Raw genomic sequence first — 22,797 nt, 5'->3', positions numbered from 1 at the left:
AGGCCTTTGTTATCTAAATAAATTCCTTAACTTTGCTATGCACGAGTGAAGAGCCCTTCACCCATAGCACCAGTAGACAAAGTAAACACAATCAGATATGGATGCTAAGATTCAAGAACTGACCGAGAAGATCTACAACGAAGGCGTCAAGCAAGGCCAAGCCGAAGCAGATCGCCTTATCGCTGAGGCTGAGACACGCGCTGGAAAGATAGAGGCAGATGCCACAGCCCGCGCCGAAGAAATCATCAAGTCTGCTGAGCGCCGAGCCAGCGAGCTAAAGAAAAACACAGAGTCAGAGCTTCGCCTCTATACGGCACAGCTCGTTGATTCCCTCAAGAGTAGTATCTCCGATCAGATCCAAGGCGAGGTCGCTAAGAGTAGCGTACAGGCACTGTCATCTGACCCCGCCTTCATCCGAAGCTTCATCCTTAAGATCGCAGAAAGCTTTGATCTCACTCGTGGCGTAGAGATCTCCACCGCTGATGCAGAAGGCCTCCGCTCCTACTTCACCTCCCACGCTAAGTCCCTGCTTGAGTCGGGCGTTTCGATTCGCTCTGTCGCAGGTAAGCCCACAGACTTCTCCATCGCCCCCAAGGATGGTAGCTTCAAGGTACAGTTTGGCGAGGCTGAATTTATTGAGCTTTTCAAGAGCTTCCTCCGCCCCGAGATGAACCAGATGCTCTTCTAACCTACTCTATAAATTAAGGAGAGCATTCATGGCTAAGTATTATGCACTAATCGCTGGACTACCCAATATCACGGTAGATAGCCCCAAGCCTCCGTTCACTACTGCAAGCTTCTACGAAGAACTCCTCCCTATCCTCACGAAGCAAGATCTCCAGTTGCTGGAAGTCCTGCGTCAAGAAGCACTGAATAAAGAGCTTCTTAATTGGATCGTCGCAGGAGAGCTTACTCCACCAGAGCAAGAGCCTGAGCAAAGCTATGAGGTGGACTACTCAGGGAAGGCCGCGGAGGCATTGAGCCCAGAGATAATTCGCCTGCAAGCTCTACAGTCTGTGTCTGCGGCGGCTAACCAAGGTAAGCGTAATCCACGCCCCAAGGTGGTTCCAGACTATATCTCTCGCTTCGTCTATGATCTCTATCACCGTGAGGTGAAGAGCGATGAACAAGATAGCTCTGAAGCTGTAGCACCACGCCTCTTCGATGAGATCGGTAGTGATCGCTTAGCATTGGAAGACTTGATCGCCAGCTACTATTATGATTCGGTCGCTGATTCAAGTAGCGCCTTCCTCACAGAATGGTTTGCCTTGAATAAGAATATCCGCAATATCTTAGCTGTCTTCACTTGTCGCCGATTAGGCTGGGATCCTCAGCGCTATCTTGTCGGGAAGGGTGAGGTGGAAACACAGCTCTTGCAGTCGAAGGCTAAGGACTTTGATCTTGGGGAGAAGCTTCCCTACCTGCCTAAGGTCCTTCAGATCGCAGAAGAGCGAGATATCGCACGCCGAGAACGCTTGATCGACCTACTGAAGTGGCAGTGGATGGATGAGTGGACTTTTGTCCGAGTCTTTGATATTGACAATGTACTCTGCTACTATCTGCGCCTTGGGATCCTCGAGCGATGGGCTAATCTCAATGAGACGAAGGGAGAAGCAACTTTCCGTAATATCGTCCATTCGCTTAAGGGTGAAAGTGCCCAGGTACTCCAGGACTTTAAGAAGGCTCAGAGACGCTAAGCTACATACTCAGATAACAGAATAATCACATGAAGCGCCTTGCCTCACCAGTGAGGGGACGCATGCAAAATAATAAGGGATACATGGCAACAAAAGGTAGTGTAAAAGGTATCGTCTCGAACCTCGTGACCATCGAGGCTGACGGTCCTGTCGCCCAGAACGAAATATGCTACATCACCGTCGGTGGTGTGCCACTGATGAGCGAAGTCATCCGTGTCAATGGCAAGAACGCTTATGCTCAGGTCTTCGAGTCGACCCGTGGCATGCGCATCGGAGACCCCGTCACCTTCGAGGGGCACATGCTTGAGGTTACACTCGGCCCAGGGATGCTCTCAAAGAACTATGATGGTCTGCAGAATGACCTCGATAAGATGGATGGAGTATTCCTCAAGCGAGGCTCCTATACTTACGCCTTGGATGAGGAGAAGCTCTGGGACTTCAAGCCGTTAGCTACGATTGGCGACCGCGTCACTGCAGGAGCTTGGCTTGGTGAAGTCGAAGAGAACTTCCAGTCAATCAAGGTTATGGTACCCTTTACCTTTGAGGGTATCTACACGCTTAAGAGTCTGCAACCTGCGGGTAAGTATACTGTCGATGACAATATCGCAGTCCTCGTCGATGAGTCTGGTGTAGAGCACCCCATCACGATGAAGCAGAAGTGGCCCGTCAAGCGTCCTATCACCTGCTACGCGGACAAGCCACGTCCTCATAAGCTACTCGAAACAGGAGTTCGTATGATCGATACGATGAACCCCATCGTCGAAGGTGGTACGGGCTTTATCCCTGGTCCTTTCGGTACGGGTAAGACCGTCCTACAGCATGCCATCAGTAAGCAGGCTGAAGCTGACATCGTGATCATCGCAGCTTGTGGTGAACGTGCTAACGAGGTTGTAGAAGTCTTCAAGGAGTTCCCTGAGCTTCTTGACCCCAACACAGGGCGTCCTTTGATGGAGCGTACGATCATCATCGCTAATACCTCTAACATGCCTGTGGCAGCCCGTGAAGCTTCGGTATACACGGCGATGACTATCGCAGAGTATTATCGTAGCATGGGGCTTAAGGTTCTTCTGATGGCTGACTCAACTTCCCGCTGGGCACAGGCTCTTCGTGAAATGTCCAACCGTCTCGAAGAACTTCCTGGTCCTGACGCCTTCCCAATGGACCTTTCGGCAATCGTCGCAAACTTCTATGCACGTGCCGGCTTCGTTCATCTGAAGAACGGTCAGACGGGGTCCGTAACCTTCATCGGTACAGTTTCTCCTGCTGGGGGTAACCTCAAGGAGCCTGTGACGGAAAACACTAAGAAGGTAGCACGCTGCTTCTATGCACTAGAGCAGGAACGTGCAGACCGCAAGCGTTATCCCGCGATCAACCCTATTGATAGCTATTCAAAGTATCTCGAATACCCTGAGTTCGCAGACTATGTCGCTGAGCGAGTAGGGGCTGGATGGATTGATCAAGTGAGCGAACTCAAACAGTGGCTCATCCGCGGTAAGGAGATCTCAGAGCAGATCAATATTCTTGGGGACGATGGTGTGCCTCTTGATTATCACGTGACTTTCTGGAAGTCAGAACTCATTGACTTCATCATCTGCCAGCAGGATGCTTTTGATAGCATTGACTGCAACTGCTCACTTGAGCGTCAGGAATTCATGGTGCGTCGTGTCATGCAGGTCTGCCATACTGAATTCTCATTCGAGGGCTTCGTTGAGGTTGGTGACTTCTTCAAGGAGCTGATCAATGCCTTCCGACAGATGAACTATGCTGAGTTCGATAGTGACGAATTCCGCAAGCAGCAGGCTAAGGCCGATGAACTGGTATCCCAACGTGCTAAAAACTAACAGCGCTATGGCAGCAAAAGCATTTCAAAAAATTTATACCAAGATAGAAAACATCACCAAGGCTACCTGTATGCTTCGTGCTACGGGAGTAGGTAATGAAGAGCTGGCTACCATTGGTGGCCGTCTGGCACAGGTCGTCCGTATCATGGGAGATGAGGTGACACTGCAGGTCTTCGGTGGTACAGAAGGGATCCCTACCAATGCTGAAGTGATCTTCCTCGGGAAGGCCCCTTCGCTCCAGGTCGGAGATCAGCTCATCGGACGCTTCTTCAATGCCTATGGTGAGCCTATTGATGGTGGTCCCGCAGTCACGGGGCGTGAGGTGGAAATTGGTGGTCCATCAGTGAACCCCGTGCGTCGTGAGCAACCCTCTGAGCTGATCGCTACGGGTATTGCAGGGATTGACCTCAATAATACTCTCGTCACCGGTCAGAAGATCCCCTTCTTTGCTGACCCTGACCAGCCCTTTAATGAGGTCATGGCGATGGTGGCACTCCGAGCTAAGAGCGATAAGATTATTCTCGGGGGGATGGGTATGACGAATGACGACTACCTCTTCTTCAAGAATACCTTCAGCAATGCAGGTGCTTTGGACCGTATTATCAGCTTTATCAATACGACTGAAGACCCCTCCGTTGAGCGCCTCCTCATCCCAGATATGGCGCTGACGGCTGCTGAGTACTTCTCGGTTGAAAAGAAGGAGAAGGTCCTGGTACTTCTGACGGACATGACAAACTATGCCGACGCCTTGGCTATCGTCTCCAACCGTATGGACCAGATCCCCTCTAAGGACTCAATGCCAGGTTCGCTGTACTCAGACCTTGCTAAGATTTATGAGAAGGCTGTGCAGTTCCCCGATGGAGGTTCGATCACAATCATTGCTGTGACGACGCTCTCTGGTGGTGATATCACACATGCTGTACCTGACAATACGGGGTACATTACCGAAGGTCAGCTCTACCTGCGTCGTGACTCCAATGTGGGTAAGGTCATCATTGACCCCTTCCGCTCGCTCTCTCGACTCAAGCAGCTTGTCATCGGGAAGAAGACACGTGAGGATCACCCACAGGTGATGAATGCCGCTGTCCGTCTTTTTTCCGATGCCGCAGGTGCTCAGACGAAGATGGAGAATGGTTTCGACCTAACGGACTACGACGAGCGTACACTTCGCTTCGCTGCGGACTATTCGCGTGAGCTCCTTGCCATCGACGTCAACGTTGATATCGAAGGAATGCTCGACACTGCATGGGGACTCTTCGGTAAGTACTTCCGCCCTGCAGAAGTCAATATCAAGCAGTCACTCATCGATACTTACTGGCCTAAAGCCTAAGAAGCTCGCGATAATATGTTTGCCCATGGGGAGCCATCACTCCCTATAGGTCTAGCTGGTAGAGTCAAATAAGACAGAGAATGAACTCAAATATTTTTATGTTCCTCTGCTCCTCTTTCGCCGATGTAGCTCCTCTACTAGAGCATGCTTGCCCTATGGAGCTGCGAGAGAAGGTCGTCACCTTCATCCCCACAGCTAGCATCCCGGAGTCCTATACTGAGTATGTTGGGCTGGGGCGAGAGGCTTTGGAGACGTTGGGGCTGAGAGTCGAACCTTTGGATGTCGCAGAGGCTTCAGCCGAGGAGATTGAGGCCTCACTCTATCGTGGGGATCTTATCTACATTTCAGGAGGAAATACCTTTTTCCTCCTTCAGGAGCTGAAGCGCAAGGGGGCGGATAAGCTTATCCAGCGGGAGATCGAGACAGGGAAGCCCTATATAGGGGAGTCGGCTGGGGCGATGATTCTTGCTCCAAGCATTGAGTATGTTCAGTTAATGAATGAGACTCAGGCTGCTCCCGAGCTGACCTCCTTTGCTGCACTAGGCTTGATTGAGAAGTATCCTTTGCCTCACTACCAGTGCTTCCCCTTCGTCGAAATAGGAGAGACTGTACTCGCTACGTATGGAGGCCGGCTCTCTCTCGTGCCGATCACGAACCATCAGGCGATAATTGTCCGGGGCCGAGAGCTCTCCATCATAACTAAGGAATAATAGTTAGACATTAAACGTCTTATGGCGATACGATTCCAATACAATAAGACCTCACTACAACAACAGGAGAAGGCGCTGAAGATGCGCCTGCGTACCTTACCCACTATCAAGAGTAAGGAGAGCGCCCTACGTCAGCAGGTCAAGCAGACCAAGCGTGAGGTGGATCTCCTCGAGGAGAAGCTCGAGCAAGAACTGCGGGGATACCAGGGAATGGTCAGCCTGTGGGACGAATTTGATGCTTCGCTCATCACTGTCGATCGCGTGGATCTGTCGATGAAGAAGATTGCAGGGGTTCTACTCCCAGTGCTTGATGGTATTCACTATGAGGTACGCCCCTTCAGTATCTTCAATGCACCAAGTTGGTGGGCAGAGGGTATTGAGCTCCTCAAGACTCTTGCAACTACTGGTATCGAGGCAGAGTTTCTCCGCCTGAAGATGGAGTACCTCGAGCATGCTCGAAAGAAGACCACGCAGAAGGTAAATCTCTTCGAGAAGGTTCAGATCCCTGGTTATCAGGATGCGATCCGTAAGATCAAGCGCTTCCTCGAAGATGAGGAGAGCTTATCGAAGGCCTCGCAGAAGATTATGCGCACTAACATTGAGCTGCGTAAACAGATAGAAGAAGAGGAGGCTGCACAATGATTAGGTCAATGAATAAATATGCCTTCCTGGTCTTTCATTCGGACTATGAAGGCTTCCTTCACAAGCTACGCAGCCTGGGTGTCCTACATGTCAATGAACAGAAGGATAGTCGTGAGGTCGAGGAGTTGCGTGGCATTCTCTCCGAGCGTACCCATATCAAGGATACCTTGCGCGCCCTGCGTCCCTATATCACAGACGGAGCAGCTGAGCTTTCCCAGCCTATCAAAAATGAGGCGGAGGGTGAAGCTCTGATATCTGAGATCGAGGGAGAACTGAGGCGCTTGTCAGTCCAAGATGAGGAGCTGGCAGCTCTTCGTCTCGAAGCAACCGAAGTCCGTCCTTGGGGGGCTTTTGATCCAGCTGCGGTTAGTCAGCTATCAGAAGCTGGCTACGCTCTTAGCTTCTTCACGATTCCTCAAGCGCGCTTTACCGAGGCATTCGAAGCGGAGTATGATGTCGTGCCCGTTGCCACGCTCTCAGGTCGAGTCTATTTCGTTCAACTACATGCTGCTGGAGCTTCACAGACTCTACCAGAGGCAGAGCATGTTGCCACTCCCAAACGTAGCATTGCAGAACTCGAGGGACTTGTAGCTGAAGCTGAGGCTGCACGAGCTCAGCAGCTGGAGAAGCTCACCGAGCAGACTAAGCTTTGGCAGGATCAGCTCGCCAGCTATGATCTCCTACTGGAGAACCGCTTTACCTTCGGCCGTACGCGACTCCAAGGGGAGCGCCTTGCTGATGAGAAGCTCCTTCTGCTGGAGGGCTTTGTACCTACGGACGATGCTCCAGCCTTTGAAGCTGCACTGGAAGAAGCTGGCTACTATTTCCGTCAAGTCGACTTTGATCCCGAGACGGAGCGTGTGCCCATCCAGCTGAAGAATAATGCATTCGCACGTTGCTTCGAGTTCATCACAGGCCTCTTCTCTCTGCCCAACTACCAAGAGATTGACCAGACATATCTCATCGCCCCCTTCTTCATGCTCTTCTTTGGCATGTGCTTCGGGGATGCTGGGTATGGTCTTCTACTCTTCGCCGTATGTACCTACTTCCGCCTGCGTAGCAAAGGTGGAGACACAAGCCTCTTGGGCCTTGGCCAATGGCTGGGTGGTGGTGCCTTCGTTGTCGGTATGCTTATGGGGGGGATCTTCGGTATCGAGCTGCCCTGGGCTCACAACAAGGAGTACATCTTCAACCAGGATAATATGATGATGATCTCTGTCATCATCGGCTTGGTACAGATCCTCCTTGGTAAGACTATTGGGGCCTATAAGAAAGGTCTTCAGAAGGGCTGGCGTCACTCCTTGGCTGGCTATGCTTGGGTACTCCTGCTCGTAGCTGTAGGCTTGATCTACGCCTTGCCAAAGGCATCGATCACACTTCCACAGCCTGTGACCTATATTCTCTATGGTATAGCTGGCCTCTCGGTGCTCGTTGCCTTCTTCTACAATAGCCCTGGGAAGAACCCCTTCATCAACTTCGGTTCAGGGCTTTGGAGCACCTATGAGACAGCCTCAGGGCTTCTCGGGGACTCGCTCTCATACATCCGTCTCTTCGCTATCGGTCTGACGGGTGGTATCCTCGGGAGTGTCTTCAATCAGCTCGCCATGTCATGCGTCCCTGAGGCGGGGAGCGGTGCAAGTGTATTCAGCTACATCATCGGCTGGGTTATGGCACTTCTCGTCCTACTCTTCGGGCATGGGATCAACTTCGGTATCGCTATGATCGGTGCGTTTGTACACCCACTACGTCTCACCTTCGTAGAGTACTACAAGAACAGTGAGTTCGAAGGTGGCGGTAAGCCCTACACCCCTTTCACACGTAAGTAAAAACAAACTAAATATTCTCTTAAACACAAGTAACGATTATGAATGAGATGTTATCTTTCCTCGGCATTGTGCTGATGGTTGGTCTGACGGGTATCGGTAGTAGCATCGGTGTGACGATCTGCGGTAACGCTGCTGTCGGCGCGATGAAGAAGAACCCAGATGCCCTCGGGCAGTATATCGGGCTCTCCGCACTCCCTAGCTCTCAGGGGCTGTACGGCTTCGTCGGCTTCTTTATGACTAAGGCTGCTCTCGACAAGCTCGTCGCTGCTGGCCCTGTATCGATCTATGCCGCTTGGGCTATCCTCGCTGCTGGGATCATCCTCGGTATCGTAGGTGCTTACTCCGCGATCCGCCAGGCTCAGGTCTGTGCTAACGGGATCCAGGCTATCGGGAATGGTGAGAACGTCTTCAGCGCTACGATGGTCATGGCCGTCTTCCCTGAGCTTTACGCGATCCTTGCCCTCCTGGTGACGATCCTCATCGTAGGCTCCTTCTAAGGGAACGAAATCGCACTATAATATCAGCCTCAGGGCTACCCGACTTCGCTGTGGGGTAGCCCTGAGGTCTTTTTATCGCTATACTATGGTGATACGTCAGAGTACTCCCGAGGATCTGCCCGAGATCCTGCGTCTTATCTCAGCGGCGCGAGCCTTCATGGCTGAGCACGGCAATCCCTCGCAGTGGCCTGAGGGCTATCCATCGGCTGAGCAGCTAAGCTCAGATATCGCTCGTGGCCATAGCTATGTCTGTGTGGCTCCCGAGTATGCGGGGCTTGTCGGTACCTTTTACTTTGCTGTCGAAGAGGAGCCAACCTATCAGCATATTGAGGGACGGTGGATCAATGATAAGCCTTATGGCATCATCCATCGCTTGGCCTCCGATGGACGTGTGCGAGGTCTCTTTCGTGAATGCCTTGCATTTGCTTCTAAGCACTGCTCTGAGATCAGAGTTGATACCCATGAAGACAATGCTCCTATGCGTCAGCTTCTCGTGGCAGAGGGCTTCGTCCCTTGTGGAACGGTATATATAGCTGACGGTAGCCCGCGTATAGCTTATCAGAAGTCGCTTGAAGGATAAGCTGCATCTTCTCTACGTTAGATGGTTTTGAAATAAAGAAGCCTGCCTCACGAATTCTATCGTTGGGCAGGCTTCTTTTCTTTAGGAAATAGGGTAGCTCCTTTATAGCCTTAGAAGATAGCTGGCACGTGACTTAGCCTCTGCGTAAGTGAAGAGATCCAAGAAGCGGGCTCGGGAGGCTTTGCTCTCATTGAGTTGGGGAGCGATAAGCTCCAAGGCTTGAAGTCGTAGTTCATCCCCAGAGAAGTAGCGAGAGAGAAGCTCGACGCCTTGCTCTATACTGATCTTGTGACCCGTAAGCTCCGAGCGAAGGACTTGGATTCGCTCTCCCTGCTCGTGAGTCAAGCTCAGCTTTGTGAGTAGAGGTTGATACCACGTCATCTGATCCATGATAGCATCCTGATTCTGCTGCATGTGCTCAAGGATACCTGCACCATAATCTTCATTGCTTGTACTGTGAGACGAGCTGAGGTAGCCTCGGTAGCGTCCTCTCTGTGAGAGACCGAGAAGGCGTCGTGCCTTCTCCTGCGCATCCAGGAAATCAAAGCATTCGATGAGTCGGTAAGCATTGTACCCGTCACGTAGGTGTGGAGCTATGGCCTCGAGGACCTGTAGGCGCTCTTCGTCCCAGTTAAACTGCTTCAGAATACGCTCTGTCTGGCGTACCGTAAAGGTATTGAAGCGGGCAGCATCTTGTACGTAGCGAATCTGATCCTTCGGAAATGATATGCGATTGATCCCTCGTAGGAACTCTTCGAAGTCCTCTTCTCGAGGTACCTGCCCCCCATAGCGTGGGTCATACTGGCGGGGAATAGCCGGTCCGAATTGCCGGAGGATACGCTCAGCGCGCTCGCGATCTCTGTAGCGGAAGAGGTCAAGTAGATAGGGTGAATTGTACACGTCTCGTAAGCGGGGAGCCAAGGTGCGTAGGACATTGAGTCGCTGCTCTGTGTCAGAGTATAGATTGATAAGGCGCGCAGCTTGCTCTGTAGTGAAGTAGCTTCGTCGGGCGACCTCTTCGATGAAACGAATCTGATCGCCCGTGAAGATCAGCTCTTGTACATCGTGATAGAATAGCTCAAAGGCACGAGCATCTTCTCCGTAGGGGTCGCTATAGCCTCGTCCAGGATAGTACCCTGGGTCGGGGTACTGCCTATCGCTGGGATACGGATAGGTTGGCTGAGGATGAGGAGACGCAATGATGACAGGTGCTGTCTCTGGATAAGGGGTAGTCTTCGCAGGGAAAGGAGCATTCTCCTTGCTGTCAAACTGACTCACGCGATCATTGACAAAGGTCACATGTGCCGTGATTGTATTGCCCGGGAAGTCAGAGAAGCTGTATTCCCAAAGCTCAGATTGATCGGCCTGAATACTGCGATTAAGAGGGGCACCTAAGAGTGAGGTCACTTGCTCCTTAGTCATCCCACGCTCGATCTTATTGACTCCTTGGCGTATTTTTCCGAGGCCACAAGAGCTGATGGTGATGACGATGCCGACAGTAGCGGCGAGGCTTGTAATGGTCTTCATAGTGTATGATGTGTGGATGTGTCGGTATATATGAGAGGAGCCTCCTCTATGGGGGTAGCCCTTGAAGAGGAGGCTCCTCGTGGATAAAAGAGGCGAAGCTCTCAAGATAGGCTCATCAAATGATACCTAAGAGGCGACGCGCCTCCTGCTGAGAACTGGAGAAGGAGAACTGATCAACGATACGATAGGAGTTCCGCGGGTCACGTAGTCCAGAGGCTACACAAGCCAAGACCTTGAGTTTCTCTTCATCGAAGCTGAAGAGACGGAGTAGCTTGATCGTCTGCTGCGTCGTGAATCGGTTTCTACGGGCTACATCACGGATATAGCGGATCTTGTCATCCGTGAATGTCTTGCGTTGGACCTCGCGATAGACCTGACTGAACCACTGATCATTCTGTCGGTCACTGCGGTAGTCCCCATAGTCATCATAGTCTCCGTATCCACCATAGCCGCCATTGCCACCGTAGCCTCCATAATCACCATTGCCGTAGGGATAGTTCCCTCTTTGGTTCGGATAGCGTCCACGATCGGAGTCATTGTAGTCTCCATTGTACGTATTCATACGTACGACGCGCCCAGAGGAAAAGCTGATGACAGTGATCCGCTTTTCGAAGAGGCCTGACTTATGATATTCCCATTCTTCGATACCATTGTCTCCAAATCGGCGGTAGGTGGGTCGTCCCATGAGCGAATATACTTGCTCTTGGCTCATACCACGCTCGATGCGCTGCGTATCACGACGTCCCATAGTTCCTTCACCCAGCATAGCCAGGTCACACGAGCTGAGGGTGAGAAGTGATGCTGCGCTGAGCAATGCAATGATCTTCTTCATACGCTATACAATATATATAGGTGAAACATCAAATATGAGCAGAGCCCTCTGTCGAGGGATACTCTATCTGTCGCTAAAGTTAAATCATCTTTACCAAATATCCTGCACTTTGAATGATTTCGTGTTAAAAAGCCAAATCTATGGCGATGTGAATACTGCTTTTTCACGTATTTCCCCTTCGAACTTCTCAGCCTAAAGACTCCGATTTTCGAGGGAAGGAGGTACGAGTAATGAAGAGGTGGGCTTGTGCAATGGTTCCATAATAGGTGTATGGGGCATAGATAGAGCTATATGGGATGACGAAGAAAGCTATATAGCTTTGGGCTGATTCCTGTATAGCTTTCGGTGCGAAGCTATATAGCTCTGTGAAGTGACCTCTATTAGGTTGTTGCTCCGCGTAGGGATAAAAGTTGTGGAGGAGTGGCAGATAAGTTTGGGCTACATACGTAGCTCTAATATCTACGTACGTAGATATTTGGATTTGCGTGCCTGGTCTTTAAGACTACGTGCATAGATAGAGAAAAACCACTCCGTGAAGGCGCTTTTTCTTCATGAGAAGGACACTTTTCCCTCCGCTGGATAAGAGGAATACTCACGATAAGGCGAAGGGCTTGCGTATCTCTTCGGAGAGGCATATCGGTGTGAGCTGGGTGTGCGATGCCTTAGCACCCTAATAGAGGACAGGACTATAGGGAGCAGTCTCTATTTGGATGCTTTACCTCAGCAAAGTTTCTTTGGATATGAACCGCCAATTCCATAAAAGCCCTCTAAGCCGCGATCTTCCTTCCCATGATACCCTGCCTTTACCATCCCCTTGATCATGCCTCTACGTACGAATTTTAGTGATGTCAATATGTCACTATGTTTGCTCGTATGAATTTACCTCGTAGGGAGAAGTCTCTACATTGAATCTCTTCTTGAGTTTTGATTTGTGAATGTGAATTCATGGGGCAGGTAGGGGAGTGCTACGAATATTCAAATTAATATTTCACGAAAGCAAAGCGGACTCCTGCAAGTCTTTCTGCTACGTGCGTCTGTGTATTAATAATCAAATGGTTATATACTGATATGTGAAGTTATAGGTGTCGGTATAGAGGGGGTAGCCCGTATTTTGTCTCCATATGCTTCGTTTTGTAGTGGGTATATATGTGAAAAAGAGGAACTTATTATTATTATGTAAAGCAAAGCTTATAGCCATTTTGGGTGCAGGATGGCCATGGCTTTGTGGGAACGGAGTCAGATTCGCGTGTGGGTTTTAGATTTAAAACACATACTATTCGTGCGATTGAATTTAATTCTCTATCTTTGTTTTGTGATTTAAAACAATAGTTCAAGCAGCCATTATGTCAGAGTATATAGACCTATCAGCCATAACAAAACGCCTTAAAGAGGTCGTCGATAGGAGCGGGCTTACTTCAAGAGACTTTGCGATGAAGGCTGGAATTGCTCCTGCGACGCTATCCCTCAATCTCAATGAGAAGCAACAGATCAATGTGGCGACAATAAACAAGATCGTCGAGCACTTCTCCGACATTATGAGTCCCGAGGAGTTTGTCTTTGGGGTGTCTGGTGTGTCAAGTGATTCGGGAGCGGACCTCTTCGCTTCTACAGGAGTGAAGGGGGAGGAAAAAGAGACCCTTCGCGCGATACTTCAGGCTCAAGCTGAGGAAATAGCACGCCTAAAGGCAGAGGTGCGAGAGCGTAGAGAGAAGGGAATTGCCCATATCACGGTCTTCTATGACGATAATAGTTTTGCGACCTTCAAAGACACAGAGGAGTAGCTTTAGGGCGCAGGATTCTGCGTATCTTTGTGTCTCTAAGTCACGGTATCTCACTCTATGAAAAAGTATTCTCTTCGGTTTACGCTTCTCTCCACTCAGGCTCTGGGTGCGGGTAACTACCTGCTGAAGCTGCAACTTCCCGAGGCCGCAGGCACCTTCCCCGCTATGGCTGCTGGGCAGTTCGTCCAAGTTGCGGTCCCTGGAGGCTTCGTCCTTCTGCGTCGTCCTATATCTATATGTAATGTGTACCCTGAGCGCCGCGAGCTTTGGCTACTTATCGGGCGTGTTGGTCAAGGGACATCAATCCTTACAGGGCTTGCAGACGGCACAGAGCTGGATCTGCTTATTCCGCTGGGTAATACCTTTAGCGTAGAGGGCATTGAGCATCCACTGCTGGTCGGTGGAGGTGTCGGTATAGCTCCTATGCTCTTCTTGGCTCGTACCTTCGCTGAGCGAGGTGTCCGTCCTACGATTCTTCTTGGCGGACGTACCGCGGGACACATTGTGCTCCGTGAGGAGTTTGCAGCTCTTGGCGACGTCTACTATACGACAGACAACGGCGAGCTGGGAGTCGAGGGTCGCGTGACGGATCATCCGATCCTTCATGAAGGCTCGTTCGACCGCGTCTTTACTTGTGGCCCTAAGGTCATGATGATCGCCGTGGCAAAGGAGGCTGAGGCATGCGGTATTGACTGCGAAGTCTCGCTGGAGAATAGTATGGCATGCGGTATCGGAGCTTGCCTATGCTGTGTAGAAGATCTCGAAGGGAGGGGGAATACTTGTGTGTGCACCGAAGGTCCCGTCTTTAATTCTAAGCTCGTCAAGAAAGGCTAATTATGCTCAAGACTCAAGTACATATCGGCCGTGGGCTCACGATTAAGAACCCCGTGATGACCGCCTCTGGGACCTTTGGTTATGGGCTCGAATATGGTGACTTCATCGACCTCAACCGTCTTGGTGGGGTACTCGTCAAGGGAACGACGCTACATCCTCGTCAGGGAAACCCTTATCCCCGCATGGCAGAGACTCCTTCGGGGATGCTCAATGCCGTCGGACTTCAGAATAAGGGGGTAGACTACTTCTGCGAGCATATCTATCCCACGATATCTGGCTATGACACAGCGATGATCGTCAATGTCAGTGGCTCGCAGGTCGAGGACTATATCGAGACTGCTGAGAAGATCAACGCCCTGGAGAGGATCCCAGCTATTGAGCTCAATATATCATGCCCCAATGTGAAGGAGGGGGGGATGGCCTTTGGTGTGACGTGTGCCGGCGCAGCCTCTGTCGTTCGTGCGGTGCGTGCGGTTTATGACAAGACGCTTATCGTGAAGCTATCTCCCAATGTCACCGACATCACGGAGATCGCACGAGCAGTCGAAGCCGAAGGGGCTGACTCGATCTCAATGATCAACACGCTCCTGGGGATGGCCATCGACGCAGAGAAGCGTCGTCCAGTACTTTCGACTATTACGGGTGGACTCTCTGGCCCAGCGGTGAAGCCCATGGCTCTTCGCATGGTCTGGCAGACGGCTCAGGCGGTGAAGGTTCCCATTATCGGTATGGGGGGCATTGCCTCGGCTACGGATGCGATTGAATTCCTGCTCGCAGGGGCCTCAGCTGTTGAAGTCGGTACGTACAACTTCGTGGATCCTTCCGTGACCACCCAGATTGTCGATGGCATCGAGGATTACATGCGCCGTCATGGCTTCACGGATATTCAGGATCTTATCGGTGCCTTGCAGATCCCCAAGAAGTCATAAGCTCTATTTTAGGATACGGCCAACTTAGAGGGATTTCCCTCTATATATAAGGTATAGTATATCGGCTAAGCCCGAGCCAAAGTTCAAGCTACTCCGTAGAATCCCCTCGCGACCACCAGTCCACGTGTTATGTTTAGTTTATTTAGGACGGGAGGTTGTTTTGTGAGGAAAGCTCCATAAAGGAGGTCTCTACTCTCTTCCAAGCATAGCATGAGCAGGCTTCTTCATAATCTGAGTATCTTTGTATGGTGCTAAGACATATCATGATTAGCACCATGGACTATACGACAGAGTTATGAAGCACTTAGTATCGATCAACCAACTCTCTACAGAGGATATCCTTCGGCTCCTTGATCGAGCAGCTCTCTTTGAGCAGAATCCCAATCGCAAGCTTCTCGAGGGGCGCGTCATTGCAACCCTCTTTTTTGAGCCCTCTACCCGTACCAGATTAAGCTTTGAGACCGCTGTAAATCGCCTTGGAGGTCGTGTCATCGGCTTCTCTGATGCAGCGACTTCCAGCTCGGCTAAGGGCGAATCCCTCAAGGATACCATCTCTATGGTCGGCAACTATGCTGATGCCATAGTGATGCGTCACTACCTTGAGGGAGCTGCACTCTATGCCTCTGAGCTCGGGCGTGCCCCCATCGTCAATGCGGGAGATGGTGCCAACCAGCATCCCTCGCAGACCCTGCTGGACCTCTATGCGATACGCAAGACGCAGGGCACTCTCTACGATAAGACCATTGCATTGGTTGGTGACCTGAAGTATGGCCGTACCGTGCATTCGCTGATTGTGGGTATGGCTCCCTTCCGTCCTCGCTTCATCTTTGTCTCTCCCCCTGAGCTTATGATGCCCGAGGAGTGCAAGGACTTCTGTCGCCGTGCAGGTATTCCATTTACAGAGACGACGGACTTCACACCGGAGATTATCCGAAGTGTTGACGTCCTCTATATGACACGCGTACAGCGAGAGCGCTTCATCGACCTTGAGGAATATGAGCGTGTGAAGAACGTTTATGTCCTCACCGCTTCGATGCTGGAGGGTTGTCGAGAACACCTGCGTATCCTTCATCCCCTACCTCGTGTTGGCGAGATCGCTCAAGATGTGGACGATACGCCCTATGCCTATTATGTAGAGCAAGCTCAAGGCGGGCTATATGTCCGTCAGTCCATCCTCTGCGAGGTCCTCGGCCTTGAGGTCAATGACTAACCTTCCCACGCCTCCTATTAGATAAGCTATGAACAAAGACAAGATGCTCGTCGAGGCGATCCGTGATGGGATTGTCTTAGACCATATACCCGCAGAGAAACTCTTCAAGATCGTGGCACTTCTCCGTCTTGACACGCTGACGACTCCTGTGACGATTGGTAACAACCTCATGAGTGCTCGTCACAAGCGTAAGGGGATCATCAAGATGGCTGACCACTTCGTCTCCTCCCAAGAGATCGACAAGATCGCCCTACTCGCGCCAGAGGTTCATCTCAATGTCATCCGTGACTACCAGGTCACGGAGAAGCGACAGGTAGCTCTTCCCAGCGAAGTCAAGGGTTTAGTGCGCTGCCCCAACCCCAAGTGCATCACCAACGCTGAGCCCATGCAGACGCGATTCCATGTGTCTACCGAGGAGGACTCAGATCAGAAGTGCCTCTTAGAGTGTCACTACTGTGGACGAAAGACGCGTGCTGAGGAGGTCGAGCTACTATGAGAGTAGACTGGAAGCCCGGAACACTTATCTATCCCCTACCCGCTGTCCTCATCAGCTGTGGCACGATGGAGGATGGCGGAGCTAATCTCCTGACCGCCTCATGGGTGAGTACGGCATGTACCAATCCCCCGATGTGTGTCGTCGGGATACGCCCAGAGCGTCACTCACACAGCATCATCAAGGAGCAAGGTGCCTTTGGTATCAACCTTTCTACTGTGTCGATGGCCCGAGAGACGGACTGGTGTGGTGTCGTATCGGGAAGGCGCGAAGATAAGTTCGCTGCCTGTGGCTTCACGAAGGAAGCAGGCACTGTGCTGGGAGTACCACTTATCGAAGAGTCGCCCATTAGCCTGGAGTGCCGTGTGCGTGAGATTACCTCTCTCGGAAGTCATGATCTCTTCCTCGCCGATATCGTCGGGGTACGAGCTAACGAGCAGTACATTGATCCTGAGACGGGAGCCTTTGATATGAAGCGCGCAGGTCTCTTGGTCTATGCCCACGGCGAGTACTTTGGCTTGGGCGAATATATAGGCCACTTCGGCTGGTCCGTACGTAAGAAGAAGACCAAGCGCCGCTAACTAAATAATAGAGCAATACAACCAACTATGGGGGTAGATCGCACTGCCGACCTGCCCCCTATCTTTGGGACACTATATGGAGATAAATAGATTAGACGTCTACCCACATAACTTCTCTGAGAAGATCGGCTATAGTGAGGTCAGACACCTGCTGGAGGAATACTGTGCATCCTCTCTGGGAAGAGAAGAGATGCAGGCACTTGAAGCCTCTGCAGATAAAGAAGATATAGTAAGGGCGCTGGATGAGACTCGTGAGATGATCACCATCATGGCAGGTCAATCCCCTCTACCCTCCTTGGCACTTGTGGACTGCCGTGACGTACTGCGTCGCATCCGTCCTCAGGGTACGTTCATCGAAGAGGAGGAACTCCTTGACCTACTGCATATGCTGGAGACGCTACATAGCCTCCAGCGCTTCTTCCTCGAGGAGCATACGACGGGCGAGCGTGCGGCGGAGACCTTCGCCTATACCTATCCCCGCCTTGCCTCTCTACTTGAGGATACGCCTTCCTTCCCTAAGATTGAGACTCACCTTCGCTCCCTGCTTACTGAGGAGGGAAAGCTTCGTGACAATGCTTCGCGTGATCTTCTGCGCATCCGTCAGACTATTCGTGAGACGGAGCGTAGCCTCTCGGGTATGCTACAGCGCATCCTCTCGACGGCACGCCGTGAGGGCTGGGTGGAGCAAGATGTACAGCCCGCCCTGCGTGATGGTCGCTTGGTCATCCCTATGAGCCCTATGCACAAGCGTAAGCTCCGTGGTATCATTCACGACGAGTCAGCGACGGGGAAGACAGTCTATGTCGAGCCTGTTGAGTTGGTCGAAGCCAACAATCATATCCGTGAGCTGGAGAGTGAGGAGCGCCGTGAGGTTATCCGCATCCTCACCGAAGTGGCCAGCCGTCTTCGTCCCAACATCCCTCACCTCCTCACCGCCTATAGCCTCCTCGCGCACTATGACTTTGTCCGTGCTAAGGCTCGCTGGGCAGCTGATATAGGCGGTATCTGTCCTCGTATCTCAGACAGCCCTATCGTCGAATGGTGGGGAGCAAAGCACCCGCTTCTCCTAAGTTCGCTACGTGCTCAAGGACGCAATGTCGTGCCCTTGGATATCCGACTGGTAGCACCCGAAGCTCGTATCCTCCTGATATCAGGGCCTAATGCTGGGGGGAAGTCCGTTTGCCTCAAGACGGTCGGTCTTCTGCAGTACCTCGTACAATGCGGCGTACCTGTCCCTATGGCTGATCACTCTTCGGTCGGTATCTTTGACCGTCTCTACATAGACATCGGGGATGAGCAGTCCATAGAAGATGACTTGAGTACCTACAGCTCGCACCTGCGCAACATGAAGCACTTCGTCCGTGAGGGCGGAGCACGAAGCCTGCTACTCATCGACGAATTTGGTGGAGGCACGGAGCCTACGATCGGTGGGGCTATTGCACAAGCTCTCCTGCATCGCTTCAATGATGCTGGTGCCTTCGGTGTCATCACCACGCACTATCAGAACCTCAAGACTTACGCCGAGGAGCATGCTGGCCTTATCAATGGGGCGATGCTTTATGACCGTCACGAGATGCGCCCGCTCTTCCGTCTCTCTATTGGTCGCCCTGGTAGCTCCTTCGCCATTGAGATCGCCCGCAAGATCGGTCTGCCAGAGGAGGTCATCAGCGAAGTCCGCGAGACGGTCGGTGCAGACTACATCGACATGGACAAGTACCTGCAAGACGTCATACGTGACAAGCGCTACTGGGAGAGCAAGCGCCAGAGCATCCGCCAGGAAGAGAAGCTCCTCCAAGAGGCTTCGAGCAAGTACACCGAGGAGATGACGCGCATCGCCGAGGAGCGTAAGCGCATCATCGCCGAAGCGAAGAAGGAAGCCCAGCGCCTTATCCAAGAGGCGGGCGGACAGATCGAGCGCACGATCCGTGAGATCCGTGAGGCCGAAGCTGCTAAGGATGAGACGCGTATCATCCGTCAGCGCCTTGCTGACTATAAAGAAGGCCTCTCGGCAGAAGAGGAAGCCGAGGCTCTGGCACGGGCTAAGAAGACGCAGCGTGAGGTAGAGCGTCTACTTGCACGCCGTCAGCGCCATGCCGACCGCAAGGCCAAGGGGAAGGAACCCCTACCTAAACTCCATCAGCCCTCTGAGGAAGCTCCTTCTTCCGCCACTCCCCTACCCACAGCACCACTCACCGAAGGCAGTGTCGTGCGTATCGAGGGACAGAAAGCTCTTGGTACGATCATCTCCCTCTCGGGATGTGAGGCAACGGTGGCTCTTGGAGAGCTGAAGACCACCATTCCCGTTAAGCGCCTTCATGCCGTCTCCCCTGCCGAAGCGGAGCGCCATCGCAAGAAGATTTCGCCTACTCAGGCCGTTCGCTCCTCGGGGATCATTGACCAGATCCATCAGAAGCGCCTCACCTTCCGCCAAGAGATCGACGTCAGAGGTTTCCGTGCCAATGAGGCAGTCGATGCCGTGGCTTACTTCGTCGACGAAGCACTCCAGCTCGGTGTGAGCAGTGTACGCATCCTACACGGGACGGGTACGGGTGCTCTTCGTGAGTCTATCCGCACGTATCTGAGCGGAGTACGAGGTGTCCAGCACTTCCGTGATGAGGATGTTCGCTTCGGAGGCGCAGGGATCACGGTCGTAGAAATGGAATAGTTCGGCCCCCTACCCTTCCCCTTTTTGTGGCAAGACCGAATGCTGGCTTAAATGGCAGGTATTCGGTCTTGCCACAATACGTATATGTTTCTTGCCCGAAACCTATACATTTTGAGACCATTACGCAAGGCCATTTCTTCACAGCTTGCACTTTTCGCCTTCGAACGTCTCAGCCTAAAGGCTCCGATTTTCGAGGGAGAAGGTACGAGTAATGAAGAGTTGGTCTTGCGCAATATTCTCTATAGGTATATGGGTACGTGTGTAGAGCTATATAGGATGGCGAAGAATGCTATATAGCTTTGGACTGATTCCTATATAGCTTTCGGCGCGAAGCTATATAGCTTTGTGACGTGACCTATATTAGGTTGTTGCTCCACGCAGGGATAAAAGTTGTGGACGAGTGGCAGATAAGTTTGGGCTACGTACGTGGATATTTAGATTTACGTGCCTGGTCTTTAAGACTATGTGCGTAGATAGAGAAAACCCACTACGTGAAGGCACTTTCTTCTTCACGAGAATGGCACTCTTCCCTCCGCTGGATAAGAGGAATACGTGCGATAAGGCGAAGGGCTTGCTCGGTCACTTCGGAGAAGTATGTCGGGGAACTGGTCGTGCGATGCCTTACCACTCTAAAGAGAGTAAGACTCTATGCAACAGTCTCGTTTTAAGCTCGAAACGTATACGTCTTGTTCGCACAACGTATTTCGCGTGCTCACCCAACGTATATCTTTCTCCTGCGATACGGCTTTATGCTTCCCTTCTAAGCTTCACGGAACTGTCTTATAAGAGCTGAGATAGGGCCAGCATCTATCTGCCAGATGGACGCTTCAGCTGTGCCTTGGCATGTGAGAGTTAGCACCTCTGAGCCTTGTGCTGTGAGCTGCGATTTGTGGAAAAGTTCCCCTTTCGGTAAGAGTTCTCAGGAGCCCTGTAGGAGGTCACTTGGGGATTTTGCCGTGGAAGCGCTGTGGATGTGCCTAAGTATAGGGCTATTTCCCCGTCTTAGTAGTATCTTTGTAATCAAGATGAAGCATATACGTAACTTTTGCATTATAGCCCATATCGATCATGGGAAGAGTACCCTGGCTGACCGCCTGCTGGAGACGACACAGACCGTCTCTGGGAAGGATCTTCAGGAGCAGGTACTAGATAATATGGATCTCGAGCGCGAGCGCGGGATCACCATTAAGAGCCACGCCATCCAGATGAACTACAAGCTTGATGGTGAGGACTACGTACTCAATCTGATTGATACCCCAGGACACGTGGACTTCTCCTACGAAGTCTCCCGCTCCATCGCTGCATGCGAAGGCGCACTGCTTATCGTCGACGCAGCTCAGGGTATTCAGGCACAGACGATTTCTAATCTCTATATGGCTCTCGAGCATGACCTCGAGATCATACCTATCATCAATAAGGTCGACCTGCCAAGCGCTATGCCCGAAGAGGTCGAGGATCAGATCATTGAGCTCCTTGGCTGCAAGCGTGAGGAGATCATTCGTGCCAGCGGTAAGACGGGCTTGGGTGTCGATGACATCCTCCGTGCAATCGTCGAGCGCATCCCTACTCCTAAGGGCGATCCCGAAGGACCTCTGCAGTGCTTGATCTTCGACTCTGTCTTTAACCCCTTCCGCGGTATCATCGCTTACTTCAAGGTGGTGAATGGTAAGATCCGTAAGGGTGACCACGTGAAGTTCATCGCTACGGGCAAGGAGTATGACGCTGATGAAGTCGGCGTACTGCGCCTCGACATGGAGCCACGCAAGGAGGTCTCTACGGGGGACGTCGGCTATATCATCTCGGGTATCAAGACGAGCCGCGAGGTTAAGGTCGGGGATACCATCACGCATGTCGATGGCGGTGCTTCGGAAGCTATCGCTGGCTTCGAGGAAGTGAAGCCCATGGTCTTCGCGGGGCTCTACCCTATCGAGAGCGAAGACTTTGAGAACCTCCGTGCTTCGCTGGAGAAGCTCCAGCTGAATGATGCTTCGCTGACCTTCCAGCCCGAGAGCTCCATCGCTCTTGGCTTCGGCTTCCGTTGTGGCTTCCTTGGGCTCCTGCACATGGAGATCATTCAGGAGCGACTCGACCGTGAGTTCGGCATGAACGTCATCACGACCGTCCCCAACGTATCCTACAAGGTCTACGACAAGAAGGGCGTCTGCAAGGAGGTACATAACCCATCGGGGCTTCCCGACATCACGACGATCGACCACATCGAGGAGCCCTATATCCGTGCTTCGGTCATCACAAATACCGCCTACATCGGGCCTATCATGACGCTCTGCCTCGGTAAGCGTGGACAGCTCATCAAGCAGGAGTACATCTCGGGCGACCGTATCGAGATCTTCTTTGACCTGCCCTTGGGTGAGATCGTCATCGACTTCTATGACAAGCTGAAGAGCGTATCGAAGGGCTATGCTTCCTTCGACTACCACATCAGCGACTTCCGTCCCTCGAAGCTCGCCAAGCTTGATATCCTACTCAATGGAGACCCTGTGGACGCTCTCTCGACACTGACTCACGTCGATAACAGCGTAGCTTTCGGACGCCGCATGTGTGAGAAGCTCAAGGAGCTCATCCCACGTCAGCAGTTCGACATCGCTATCCAGGCTGCTATCGGCGCTAAGGTCATCGCTCGTGAGACCATCAAGGCTGTGCGTAAGGACGTGACTGCTAAGTGCTATGGTGGTGACGTCTCTCGTAAGCGTAAGCTCCTAGAGAAGCAGAAGGAGGGTAAGAAGCGCATGAAGCAGATCGGTACGGTCGAGGTGCCTCAGAAGGCCTTCCTCGCAGTCCTCAAGCTTGACTAAGCTAATCAC

Annotated in this window: 19 protein-coding genes; 17 read left to right on the top strand and 2 right to left on the bottom strand. The window is 51.9% G+C overall.

Annotated elements, in window-relative coordinates; all coding sequences use genetic code 11:
* Positions 1 to 97: 97 nt before the first annotated feature.
* The 9 genes from KO088_RS02155 (at position 98) to KO088_RS02115 (ending at position 9,123) form a co-directional block, all read left to right on the top strand.
* Positions 98 to 688 carry a hypothetical protein gene (locus KO088_RS02155; RefSeq protein WP_215493217.1) on the top strand — a complete coding sequence of 197 codons (591 nt, stop codon included), beginning with the start codon at positions 98 to 100 and terminating at the stop codon, positions 686 to 688.
* Positions 689 to 716: 28 nt separating this feature from the next.
* Positions 717 to 1,697 carry a DUF2764 family protein gene (locus tag KO088_RS02150; RefSeq protein ID WP_215493216.1) on the top strand — a complete coding sequence of 327 codons (981 nt, stop codon included), beginning with the start codon at positions 717 to 719 and terminating at the stop codon, positions 1,695 to 1,697.
* An 83-nt stretch (positions 1,698 to 1,780) separates the two neighbouring features.
* Entirely contained in the window at positions 1,781 to 3,538 is a 1,758-nt protein-coding gene (locus KO088_RS02145; protein ID WP_215493215.1) for a V-type ATP synthase subunit A, read from the top strand.
* 7 nt (positions 3,539 to 3,545) lie between these two features.
* Entirely contained in the window at positions 3,546 to 4,868 is a 1,323-nt protein-coding gene (locus tag KO088_RS02140; RefSeq protein ID WP_188807448.1) for a V-type ATP synthase subunit B, read from the top strand.
* Between the two features lie 80 nt (positions 4,869 to 4,948).
* Positions 4,949 to 5,578, top strand: a complete 630-nt coding sequence (locus tag KO088_RS02135) for a Type 1 glutamine amidotransferase-like domain-containing protein (RefSeq protein ID WP_285814628.1) — start codon at positions 4,949 to 4,951, stop codon at positions 5,576 to 5,578.
* Positions 5,579 to 5,599: 21 nt separating this feature from the next.
* Positions 5,600 to 6,220 carry a V-type ATP synthase subunit D gene (locus KO088_RS02130; RefSeq protein ID WP_215493214.1) on the top strand — a complete coding sequence of 207 codons (621 nt, stop codon included), beginning with the start codon at positions 5,600 to 5,602 and terminating at the stop codon, positions 6,218 to 6,220.
* An 8-nt stretch (positions 6,221 to 6,228) separates the two neighbouring features.
* Complete coding sequence (locus KO088_RS02125; RefSeq protein ID WP_215493212.1) at positions 6,229 to 8,046, top strand: V-type ATP synthase subunit I; 1,818 nt, start codon at positions 6,229 to 6,231, stop codon at positions 8,044 to 8,046.
* 38 nt (positions 8,047 to 8,084) lie between these two features.
* Positions 8,085 to 8,543: an ATPase gene (locus KO088_RS02120; RefSeq protein ID WP_215493211.1), complete on the top strand. Its 459-nt coding sequence runs from the start codon at positions 8,085 to 8,087 to the stop codon at positions 8,541 to 8,543.
* 85 nt (positions 8,544 to 8,628) lie between these two features.
* Positions 8,629 to 9,123 (top strand): GNAT family N-acetyltransferase, encoded by a 495-nt coding sequence (locus tag KO088_RS02115; RefSeq protein ID WP_215493209.1) that lies wholly within the window; start codon positions 8,629 to 8,631, stop codon positions 9,121 to 9,123.
* 102 nt (positions 9,124 to 9,225) lie between these two features.
* On the opposite strand, the gene KO088_RS02110 is transcribed toward KO088_RS02115, so the two are convergent.
* Positions 9,226 to 10,650, bottom strand: a complete 1,425-nt coding sequence (locus KO088_RS02110; RefSeq protein ID WP_215493207.1) for a DUF4476 domain-containing protein — start codon at positions 10,648 to 10,650, stop codon at positions 9,226 to 9,228.
* A 115-nt stretch (positions 10,651 to 10,765) separates the two neighbouring features.
* A complete protein-coding gene (locus tag KO088_RS02105; protein WP_215493205.1) occupies positions 10,766 to 11,482 on the bottom strand; it encodes a DUF4476 domain-containing protein in 717 nt (238 codons plus the stop codon).
* 1,343 nt (positions 11,483 to 12,825) lie between these two features.
* On the opposite strand from KO088_RS02105, the gene KO088_RS02100 reads away from it, so the two are divergent.
* The 8 genes from KO088_RS02100 to lepA all read left to right on the top strand — a co-directional run bounded on the left by KO088_RS02100 (position 12,826) and on the right by lepA (position 22,788).
* Positions 12,826 to 13,263: a helix-turn-helix domain-containing protein gene (locus KO088_RS02100; RefSeq protein ID WP_251419724.1), complete on the top strand. Its 438-nt coding sequence runs from the start codon at positions 12,826 to 12,828 to the stop codon at positions 13,261 to 13,263.
* A gap of 57 nt (positions 13,264 to 13,320) precedes the next feature.
* Positions 13,321 to 14,097 carry a dihydroorotate dehydrogenase electron transfer subunit gene (locus tag KO088_RS02095; RefSeq protein ID WP_215493203.1) on the top strand — a complete coding sequence of 259 codons (777 nt, stop codon included), beginning with the start codon at positions 13,321 to 13,323 and terminating at the stop codon, positions 14,095 to 14,097.
* A gap of 2 nt (positions 14,098 to 14,099) precedes the next feature.
* Positions 14,100 to 15,026 (top strand): dihydroorotate dehydrogenase, encoded by a 927-nt coding sequence (locus KO088_RS02090; RefSeq protein ID WP_215493201.1) that lies wholly within the window; start codon positions 14,100 to 14,102, stop codon positions 15,024 to 15,026.
* Positions 15,027 to 15,321: 295 nt separating this feature from the next.
* Positions 15,322 to 16,236, top strand: coding sequence for an aspartate carbamoyltransferase (pyrB, locus tag KO088_RS02085; protein ID WP_215493198.1), 915 nt, complete (start codon positions 15,322 to 15,324; stop codon positions 16,234 to 16,236).
* Between the two features lie 28 nt (positions 16,237 to 16,264).
* A complete protein-coding gene (locus KO088_RS02080) occupies positions 16,265 to 16,732 on the top strand; it encodes an aspartate carbamoyltransferase regulatory subunit (RefSeq protein ID WP_044124056.1) in 468 nt (155 codons plus the stop codon).
* Positions 16,729 to 17,310, top strand: coding sequence for a flavin reductase family protein (locus KO088_RS02075; RefSeq protein ID WP_215493196.1), 582 nt, complete (start codon positions 16,729 to 16,731; stop codon positions 17,308 to 17,310). Before KO088_RS02080 ends, KO088_RS02075 begins: the two co-directional genes overlap by 4 nt.
* 76 nt (positions 17,311 to 17,386) lie before the next feature.
* Positions 17,387 to 19,975: an endonuclease MutS2 gene (locus KO088_RS02070; protein ID WP_215493194.1), complete on the top strand. Its 2,589-nt coding sequence runs from the start codon at positions 17,387 to 17,389 to the stop codon at positions 19,973 to 19,975.
* 1,025 nt (positions 19,976 to 21,000) lie between these two features.
* Entirely contained in the window at positions 21,001 to 22,788 is a 1,788-nt protein-coding gene (gene lepA, locus KO088_RS02065) for a translation elongation factor 4 (RefSeq protein WP_215493193.1), read from the top strand.
* Positions 22,789 to 22,797 lie beyond the last annotated feature (9 nt).

It is taken from the genome of Porphyromonas bobii (assembly GCF_943169685.1).
In the GTDB taxonomy this organism is placed as follows: domain Bacteria; phylum Bacteroidota; class Bacteroidia; order Bacteroidales; family Porphyromonadaceae; genus Porphyromonas; species Porphyromonas pasteri.
The sequence above is the reverse complement of the archived record's forward strand: the minus strand, read 5'-3'. Positions and strand labels throughout refer to the sequence as shown.